Genomic DNA, 8,486 nt, shown 5'->3' on the forward strand with positions numbered 1-8,486 from the left:
AATAATGGTTTTAAACTATATCTATTATTTTTTACATACTTAAAAAGTATAAAATAAGTATAAATAAAATTTAATAAAAGCTCAGTTCTTTTATTATCTTTCCTTAAGCTCTTTATATAATATTATATCTAAATCTTCTATTATAGCTTTAGTAATATCAATATCTTTTTTATAAGTTGGCATCGCTTTCAAAAACCTTTCTTATCATAGTTTCTGTTCTATAATCCTTAAAGAAAGGAATCAAATATTACTCCAAATAACTTTCATTAAACCTATAGATCCCTCTTGAAGTAAGTTGTTAGAGTCCCCACCTTTTAAATAAAACATTTTATTATACTTTGATATGTTTTTTTATACTCCAAAAAAATTTTTCTAACTCCTCTTCATCCCCATTTCTTGCTAAAATTACTCTTTCACCATCCATATAGTTTCCCCCTTTTATTAAGAAAAAGAGTGAAGCTTGATGTTCACTCTAAAATTGGCTTATCCTATTGTTACGTCTTTTGCTAGAGATCCTTTATCTGCTCCCTCAGTTCTAAAAGATACTTTTTGCCCCTCTTCTAAAACCCTAAACCCCTCAGCGTTTATTGCTGAAAAATGAACGAAGTGATCCTCCCCATTCTCACAAGTTATAAATCCAAATCCTTTTTCCTTATTAAACCATTTAACTGTTCCTTTTAACATACTTCCCTCCAATTTTTGATAATGTTATCCATATGATACAATATAATTATAATTCTATCTATTAGAAACTTTTTTAATTTTTTTTAAAATTTCTTCAAGAAATAAATAAGAAACTATTTTAACAAAAAAGTAGAGTCATAAACTCTACTTTTTCATTAACTTTTTCTATATAACTTTCTATTAACTCCTCTATCTTTTTCACAGAAGATGATACTTTTCTTATAATATGTGAATCCACTACTCTACATATTCCATTCTTAGTATTAATTTGTAACTTCCATCCATCGTACTCTGCCAAAGTTTGCCAACTATCAATTTCTGATGTAAAAGAAAAACAAACCAAGGAGTCTTTAGATAAAAAATCTTCTATTTTTTCTGATGTAACTAAATCAATAAATTTATTTTGTAATGACATAAAAGCCTCCTCTTTTAGCTATAATTGATATTATATATACCCCATTTTTTTTAAAAAATCAAATTTTTTAAAATTTCAAATATAATTAGTCAATCTAAAAAAGATAGTTGAATTCTTTTAGTAGAACCTTTAAAAGAGTTTAAAATTAAATATTTTTTATAAAGGAGTACGAATATAAAAAGATTAATTATATTTTTAATACTGAATACTTTTGTATATGGAAAAGAACTTGATTATACTAGTTTTCCTGAAACTTCTAACTCTATTGATATAGTTGAAGGTTATGACAAATGCAAAATTAAGTTTTAGATTTAAGATTAAATGAGAATTTAAGAGAACTTCAGCGTTTAAAATCCAAAGGAGAGATTCAAAAAGAACAATTTAAATTTCTTTATAAAGATGCTGAATATAGAATTATTACAGAAAGAGAAAGCCTTAAAAATGATTTAATTCGAGCTAAAATATATTATTACTACCATAAATATCATAGAAAATACTACTACTATGACTTTAACTACAATATAATCTATTTAAATTAAGGGGGATGTATGCCCAAAAATACTTTTTTTGAAGATGACTATGAAGATTTTTCTGGAGAAAAACTTGATAATGATGAAGAGCTTGAAAAAGAAAATACTTTAGAAGACGATTATAATGAAAACGAAGAGTGGGAAGGTAAATTTAACGACTTTTACGAAGATGATGAACTAGATTATGAAGAGCTTAGAGATGCTGAAAAGGAATTTAGACATACTCGTATTCCAGATCCAGACTTTAACTTTTAGTAAAATACTAGTATTTACTTTTTGAATAAAACGGGGTATTAAAGTAGTAACACATTAAAACAAGGAGGGGAGTATGAAAAAATTTAAATCTTTAATTTTACCTATTTTTTTATTTATGACCAGTCTATGTTTTTCTAACACTTTATTTAAACCAGGAACTTACGTTGGCAGTGCTCAAGGATACGGTGGTCCAATTAAAGTTGAAGTTAAAACAACAGACTCTAAAATTTTGTCTCTTAATATTTTAGAGCAAAAAGAAACAAAAGGAATTAGTGATTTTGCTTTAAAATCAATTCCAAAAGAGATTATAGAAAATCAAACTCTCGGAGTTGACACAGTAGCAGGAGCTACTTTTACAAGTAATGCTATTATTGAAGCTACTAAAAATGCACTAAAAAATTCTGGTGTAAACTTTGAAAAAATTTCAAAAAAAATAGTCAAAGATACTAAAACAGAGATACCTTTATTAGATAAAGAAGCTGATGTTATAATAATAGGTGCTGGTGGTGCTGGTTTGGCCGCTGGAGTTTCAGCTTATGAAAATGGAGCCAAATCCGTTATTATTTTAGAAAAAATGCCCATTATCGGAGGAAACACTATTCGTTCTGGTGGTGCTATGAATGCTGTTAATCCTGAAAAACAAAAAAAACAAGGAATTGAAGATTCTATAGAAAAACATACTACCCAAACTTGGGAGGGTGGTAATAAGGTTGCTAATAAAAAACTTGTTGAAACTATGACTTCAAATGCTTTAGATGGAGTTAAGTGGCTTGAAAACTATGGATTAAAATGGAAAAAAGAGATTGGTTCTGTTATCGGTTCTGTTTGGCCAAGAACAAATCAAGCTGAAGATATTCTTGGAACTGGTTATATAAATACTTTAGAAAAAGCGTTTTCTAAATATGGTGGCAAAATATTTTTAGAAACTAAAGCTATTAAGCTTATTGAAAAAGATGGTAAAGTTATTGGTGTAGTTGCTACTGATAAAAATGGAAAAGATATAGAGTTTATTGGTAAAAAGGATTATTGCTACCGGTGGATATGCTGCTAATTTTGATATGGTTAAAGAGTATCTAGATGATGGAGTATATCAAAAAGAAAATTTACCTAAAACTTTAGAGAATACTAATCATCCAGGAGCTACAGGTGATGGTATTAAAATGGCTAAAGACGTCAATGCTCAATTAGTTGATATGAAGCATGTTCAACTGCTACCTATGCCTGCTGATAGATTTGGTCCAACTATTAACGTTGATAATGTTATTTTTATTAATAAAGATGGGAATCGTTATGTTAAAGAAGATGGTAGACGTGATGAAATTTGTTTGGCTACATTTGCTCAAAAAGATGGGCAGTATTATATGATTAATGATTCTCAAATTATTCCTTCAGATAGAAAAACAACTTCTGGTCAAGATTTAGATGAACTTATAAAAAAAGGAACTGTTATTGAAGCTCCAACATTAGCACAGTTGTCTAAAGAAATTGGAATTCCTGAAGATGTTTTAGTTAAAACTATTAATGATTTTAATCAAGCTGTTGAAAAGAAAAGTAATAACTTAGGAAGGCAGATCTGGGGTAATAAAATTGAAAAAGGGCCATTTTATGCAACACTTCGTTTCCCAGCTCTTCACCATACTATGGGAGGAGTAAAAATTAATGAAAAAGCTCAAGTTATAGATAAAAATAATGCTCCTATCAATGGACTTTACGCTGCTGGAGAAGTTACAGGTGGTATTCATGGTGCTAATAGGCTTGGTGGAAATGCTATAACTGATATCATTGTCTTTGGAAGAATTGCTGGTAAAAATATAATGAGACAATAGTGAAAAACAGCCCTTAACAGGCTGTTTTTTCTTAATCCGTAATTTTAAAACTCTTCCAATAATTTAATCATATTTTTTCCATGAGTTTGTATATCCTCTTCATTCCACTCATCTTTCTTATTTCCCATAGAAAAAATAATTGCCTGCTTTAAACTAGCAAAACTTTCTTGATGTTTTAGATACTCTTCAAATTTAGCTTTTTTACTTTTATAACTAGAATCACTTAAACTTGAATTAAACTCTTTTGTTATTAAACATAGATTCCCAAAATCATCAATTATTTTTTCAGATTGTGGATATACATGCTCAATTGAATTACAATACATAAATCTGAATTTTTTCAAACTTGATTTAAATTCCTCTTCAACTCCAAGAAGCTCCTTATACTTTTCAAATTCACTTTCTACAGTTTTTTCCCAAATTATATAATCCAATAGATGAAATATAGAGTGAGGAGTTCTTACACCATTATTTAATTTATCTTTTAAAACATCATTTGATAAAATAGCTTCTTTTGCAATCTCTTTTAGCTTTATATAAAAAGTTTTTTCATTATCACTTACTAAATTTTGAGATAACTCTTTTATATCTTTTATATCAACACTTTTTTCACCTAAAAACTTTAAAACTTCATATAGCCAATTTTTATAGGTCTGTGTTGAAAAGGACACTTGTAGCATCCCTTGAAGTTGTCGGATTTTTTTCGAACTATTATCTTCATTATCTTCGTTATTTGAAAATGTATTTCTATAACCATAGCTTTTATTGTTCTCTTGAATACATTTTTTTAAAACCCAATCTTTTTTTTCCTCTCTTCTTATTATAAAACTATCAAATAAAAGTCTATAATTCAAAAGGTCCAATATAAATTTATTTCCATCTAATTTTAATTTATCTTCAAAATTTTTAAGTAGATTTTTATCATCTAAACTTATACTATCTTTAGATGTTTCCTCTAATATTTTTCTTACTATGCATAAAAAATTTGGAAAATTTATAATTGATTTATATTTTCCCTCATTTTCATCCACTTCAGCTTTTTGATTTTCTTTAGTATTATTTAAATTTTCATCAATACTTCCTAAAATTTTCCTTAGAGATTTTTTATTTGTATTTTCTTTGCCAGAAGCATTAAAGTCTAAAATCTGACTATATTCTTTTATATTTATGTTATCACAACTCTTTATTTTTTTACTAACATGAGTATCCATATCTGCACAAATATCCCATAGTATGGAAAATCTATTTTTATTATCTTCTTCTATCCTACTTAGAAATCTAGCTTTTAGTATCTCATGTAGTTCTAATTGCTTTCCTCTTGTATTCATTATTTCAAAGTATTTATTAACATCTGTATTACTAGGTAAAATAGTTACAACTAATTTAACTTTTTTTAAAAAATACTCATTAAATTTTTGCCTCTTCTCTTCATCTAAACTATTTAGAAGATTTTCTATTATATTTTTATTAATAGCAATCTCTTTACACTCTTCCAAATCTAGTTTTTCTAAATTACTTTCAAAAATTTTTTCAATTGATTCCCTAGCTGCATACCTCAATCTAAGTTTTCTCTCTATACTATTTTCTTTTAAAGTTAATAAAATTAAAAGTAGAGTAGTTACCCTTTGCTGTCCATCTACTATATCATATAAGCTACCTTTTTTAAATAAAACTAAAGTTCCTATAAAATACTCCTCTACGCCCCCTTCCATTTGCCAATAAATATCATAAAATAATTGATCCAACTCTTTTTTTCCCCAAGCGTATCTTCTTTGATACAAAGGAACTTTTAACTCAATCTCTTTTTCAAATAACTCTTTTATTGAAAAGATACCTTCATCCTTTTCTTTTAATCTATTTGTTCCACTACACATTTTCCTTTCCCCCTTGAAAAACTGCAATAATTTCCTTATAATTATTTTTATACTTTTCATCTTTTTTAGAAATATCAAATTTTACTCTTAACTCTTCAAGAGTTGGTGGAAAAGGAAAGTTATTAATATTTAAAAGAAGTTTTTCATTAATAACTCTATTATTTATAGTTGAATAGAAAATTGAAGTATTCTCCAATCTTAAAATATAACTCCATTTATATAAATTTTTATAAAGTTTTTCCACAGTCTCTTCATTATATCTATCCCAAACTTGTAATAATAAAGCTTCATACATCTCTCTTATATATGAGTCACCACTTCTTTTATAGCCACCATATTCTAGAGCGATATCTTTTTCCTTCATCTTCAACTCTAATTTTTCTATCTCATTAATATAGAAGAATATATACTCAAAAAAAGTCTCTCCATTTATTATTGTTTCGGATATTTGATGTTTATATGGAAAGTTTACACTTCTAAAACTATTTAAGTGGTTATAGTTTTGAGAATTTAACTCTATTCCTTTAAACTCTTTTAAAAAGCTATCTCTGCATTTTTTTGAAGTAACATCATAATCCTCTACTTTTTCTAATCTACTCCATTTTCTTATTTTATATAGAATAGAAAAACATTTAGATAGCAAATCTCTATTTTCTCTTCCCTCAAAAGTTATTTTTTCATTCTCTTTTAATCTATTTTGCTTTTCAAAATCTCTTTCAAAACTTTTTTCTAAACCTTCCCATTTTTTTATAATCTCATAAGCTTTTTTATCATAATTACAAGCTCTAAGATGATAAGCTTTTAAGATATCTATTCCACTTAAAGAAAGTCCTCTAGAGTTTTGAGAATCAAATAGCTGATAAGCTAATTCAAGATTTTTTACTTCAATTACCCAAAATTCTATTTTACACAAAAAATTCTCATTTAACTTCTTTTTAAAATTTTCATTTTCATCAAGATAACTTTTAATCTCTCTATAGTTAGCCCTTATATTTTGTTCTCCTACTTCATCAAACTCAATATCTGAAAATACTTTGCTAATTTTCTCATCTACCATATTTAATACATGACTTATTAAAAATAAAGTTACTATTCTTTGTTGGCCATCAATAATTTCATATTCATTATCAGCATTTTGGAAAAGTATAAGTGTCCCTAACCTTACTTTGTCTTCACTTTTCATAGAATAGTTTTCTTCTAAATCTTTTAAAAGTCTTACTACATTTTCTCTATTCCAACTATAAGTTCTTTGATAATTGGGAATACTCAAATCTTTTTCCAATAAATCTTTAAAACTTATAATTTCTAATTTTTTTTTAAATTTATCTAAATTTTCCACTTTTTCCCCCTCAATAAGCCTTTCACAAATACATAATACTACTCAAAACTTATAAAATCAAACTAAAAAAGCTCTACTACAACTACGTAATAGAGCTTTTTTACTTTTAAAACAACTCATCTCTTTGATCTCCTATATAGCTAGCTAACTCTCTAATTCTATTTTCCATCAAATTTGTCATAATGCTTGGTGTAGATAGTCTCCAAATTGAGCCATCTTTTTTAGAATAGAGATTTGCTGCAAAAGCTACCTCTTTATCTCTAAACTTTATCCATTCCCTTTGAGAGTCTCTAAGATCCACCTTTCCTTCTTCATCAAGAGTTGCCATAAGCTCTTTATATACTTTATTTAAAACCTTATCTAACTCCTCATAGTACTCTTGCGTAGCTAATACCATCCCAGTTGTTGAATAATCTTTAGACATTTTTTCTTCACACTGTTTTTCTAATCTAGAAATCTCTTTTTCATAGTCATCTACTACGCCACCTAGTGAAGTTATAGATAAAGCTATAAAAAGTATAAAAATTGGCATTTTAAATCCGCCCTTCATAATCTCACCCCATATTTTAAAGTTACTTTCTATTTAAATTATCTTTTTTGTTAAAAATTTACCTATTTCTTTAATATCAATCCCTTTTAAAAACTTTATCTCTACTCCTGCTAAACCAGATACCCAAACTTTTAATTCTGCATCTAAATCAAATGTTCCTGAGGTCTCTATAGCAAAAGAATTTATTTTATCATATGGAATTGTATGGAAATCTATTTTTTTACCAGTTAATCCTTGAACATTAATTATAATCAACCTTTTATTTGTAAATAAAATTCTATCTCTAACAGCCATATATGCTAACTCTACTGCTTCAGTTTCTAGTAACATCTCCTCAAACTTTTCTGCTCCTTTTTTTGGATCCACTTTCTCATGCAATAAAATTGAAATATTTTTCGTATCCAAAGACATTTTCACTCCTCCTTTTTTATTTCTATATCTAAGAAACTATATTTTAAAGCGACTCTAAATTTTTTACATATAGAACTAACCCTTCCCAGTTCTCAAAGTTCTTAACACTAGAACCACCACTTTCCAATTCACATTGCATTATATAGTTTACCATAGAAGTTCCATCTTCATTATATATACCGAATATAGTTAGTTTATAGGAGTTTAAATATCCACTTAATATACAACCTTCATCTATCACTTCTTTGTATTTATTTTCAAAACTTTCTAACTTCATAATTCCTCCATCACTAACTATCTTTAATTTTTAATTTTTCTCATTTTTAAAATATTGCTAAAATAATCTCTCCTATTCTAGCTTCCACTCTCCAAACTTTTCCCATTTCTCATTTCTCATTTCATGAACTATAATTTTTTTATTTTTATCTAACTGTTTTACTAAACTGTTAATATACCTAAAAGTTTCATCATAATCTTCTATCTCTTTAGATGATAAAATTTGTTCATTTTCTAATAGAATTATCCTATACATTCACTCCTCCATTTCATCAGTTATTTTATATTATATTTTCATAATTTATCTTTAATATCCTTTTTATTAT

At 27.0% G+C, this 8,486-nt stretch carries 11 protein-coding genes; 3 read left to right on the forward strand and 8 right to left on the reverse strand.

Translation table 11 applies throughout. The annotated features are described in order from the left end of the window. Positions 1–483: 483 nt before the first annotated feature. A complete protein-coding gene (locus HMPREF0202_RS06045) occupies positions 484–684 on the reverse strand; it encodes a cold-shock protein (RefSeq protein WP_023052269.1) in 201 nt (66 codons plus the stop codon). A 118-nt stretch (positions 685–802) separates the two neighbouring features. Continuing rightward, positions 803–1,099 (reverse strand): hypothetical protein, encoded by a 297-nt coding sequence (locus tag HMPREF0202_RS06050; protein WP_023052270.1) that lies wholly within the window; start codon positions 1,097–1,099, stop codon positions 803–805. 548 nt (positions 1,100–1,647) lie between these two features. Here HMPREF0202_RS06050 and HMPREF0202_RS06055 point away from each other — a divergent pair. The 3 genes from HMPREF0202_RS06055 (at position 1,648) to HMPREF0202_RS15600 (ending at position 3,710) form a co-directional block, all read left to right on the forward strand. After that, entirely contained in the window at positions 1,648–1,884 is a 237-nt protein-coding gene (locus HMPREF0202_RS06055; protein ID WP_023052271.1) for a hypothetical protein, read from the forward strand. Between the two features lie 73 nt (positions 1,885–1,957). Beyond that, entirely contained in the window at positions 1,958–2,935 is a 978-nt protein-coding gene (locus tag HMPREF0202_RS15595) for an FAD-dependent oxidoreductase (RefSeq protein WP_023052272.1), read from the forward strand. Continuing rightward, positions 2,895–3,710: an FAD-dependent oxidoreductase gene (locus HMPREF0202_RS15600; RefSeq protein ID WP_023052273.1), complete on the forward strand. Its 816-nt coding sequence runs from the start codon at positions 2,895–2,897 to the stop codon at positions 3,708–3,710. Before HMPREF0202_RS15595 ends, HMPREF0202_RS15600 begins: the two co-directional genes overlap by 41 nt. Positions 3,711–3,754: 44 nt before the next feature. Here HMPREF0202_RS15600 and HMPREF0202_RS06065 read toward each other — a convergent pair whose 3' ends face one another. From HMPREF0202_RS06065 to HMPREF0202_RS06090, 6 genes are all read right to left on the reverse strand, one after another. Further along, a complete protein-coding gene (locus tag HMPREF0202_RS06065; protein WP_040406616.1) occupies positions 3,755–5,584 on the reverse strand; it encodes a DUF262 domain-containing protein in 1,830 nt (609 codons plus the stop codon). Next, the gene (locus HMPREF0202_RS06070) at positions 5,577–6,923 is read right to left on the reverse strand and encodes a DUF262 domain-containing protein (protein ID WP_023052275.1); all 1,347 of its coding nucleotides are present in this window, start codon (positions 6,921–6,923) and stop codon (positions 5,577–5,579) included. Before HMPREF0202_RS06070 ends, HMPREF0202_RS06065 begins: the two co-directional genes overlap by 8 nt. 106 nt (positions 6,924–7,029) lie before the next feature. Continuing rightward, positions 7,030–7,473 carry a lysozyme inhibitor LprI family protein gene (locus tag HMPREF0202_RS14710; protein ID WP_023052276.1) on the reverse strand — a complete coding sequence of 148 codons (444 nt, stop codon included), beginning with the start codon at positions 7,471–7,473 and terminating at the stop codon, positions 7,030–7,032. Between the two features lie 33 nt (positions 7,474–7,506). Beyond that, the gene (locus HMPREF0202_RS06080; protein WP_023052277.1) at positions 7,507–7,884 is read right to left on the reverse strand and encodes a PH domain-containing protein; all 378 of its coding nucleotides are present in this window, start codon (positions 7,882–7,884) and stop codon (positions 7,507–7,509) included. A gap of 43 nt (positions 7,885–7,927) precedes the next feature. After that, positions 7,928–8,161 carry a hypothetical protein gene (locus HMPREF0202_RS06085; RefSeq protein ID WP_023052278.1) on the reverse strand — a complete coding sequence of 78 codons (234 nt, stop codon included), beginning with the start codon at positions 8,159–8,161 and terminating at the stop codon, positions 7,928–7,930. A 72-nt stretch (positions 8,162–8,233) separates the two neighbouring features. Then, positions 8,234–8,416: a hypothetical protein gene (locus HMPREF0202_RS06090; protein ID WP_023052279.1), complete on the reverse strand. Its 183-nt coding sequence runs from the start codon at positions 8,414–8,416 to the stop codon at positions 8,234–8,236. Between the last annotated feature and the right edge of the window lie 70 nt (positions 8,417–8,486).

Origin of the sequence: Cetobacterium somerae ATCC BAA-474, from assembly GCF_000479045.1 — a bacterium.
GTDB lineage: Bacteria > Fusobacteriota > Fusobacteriia > Fusobacteriales > Fusobacteriaceae > Cetobacterium_A > Cetobacterium_A somerae.

Excerpts from the sequence above, each read along its gene's own strand:
- HMPREF0202_RS14710 (WP_023052276.1), bottom strand. The coding sequence starts at position 7,473 with ATGAAGGGCGGATTTAAAATGCCAATTTTTATACTTTTTATAGCTTTA.
- HMPREF0202_RS06085 (WP_023052278.1), bottom strand. The coding sequence starts at position 8,161 with ATGAAGTTAGAAAGTTTTGAAAATAAATACAAAGAAGTGATAGATGAA.
- HMPREF0202_RS06050 (WP_023052270.1), bottom strand. The coding sequence starts at position 1,099 with ATGTCATTACAAAATAAATTTATTGATTTAGTTACATCAGAAAAAATA.
- HMPREF0202_RS15595 (WP_023052272.1), top strand. The coding sequence starts at position 1,958 with ATGAAAAAATTTAAATCTTTAATTTTACCTATTTTTTTATTTATGACC.
- HMPREF0202_RS06045 (WP_023052269.1), bottom strand. The coding sequence starts at position 684 with ATGTTAAAAGGAACAGTTAAATGGTTTAATAAGGAAAAAGGATTTGGA.
- HMPREF0202_RS06080 (WP_023052277.1), bottom strand. The coding sequence starts at position 7,884 with ATGTCTTTGGATACGAAAAATATTTCAATTTTATTGCATGAGAAAGTG.
- HMPREF0202_RS06055 (WP_023052271.1), top strand. The coding sequence starts at position 1,648 with ATGCCCAAAAATACTTTTTTTGAAGATGACTATGAAGATTTTTCTGGA.
- HMPREF0202_RS06090 (WP_023052279.1), bottom strand. The coding sequence starts at position 8,416 with ATGTATAGGATAATTCTATTAGAAAATGAACAAATTTTATCATCTAAA.
- HMPREF0202_RS06065 (WP_040406616.1), bottom strand. The coding sequence starts at position 5,584 with ATGTGTAGTGGAACAAATAGATTAAAAGAAAAGGATGAAGGTATCTTT.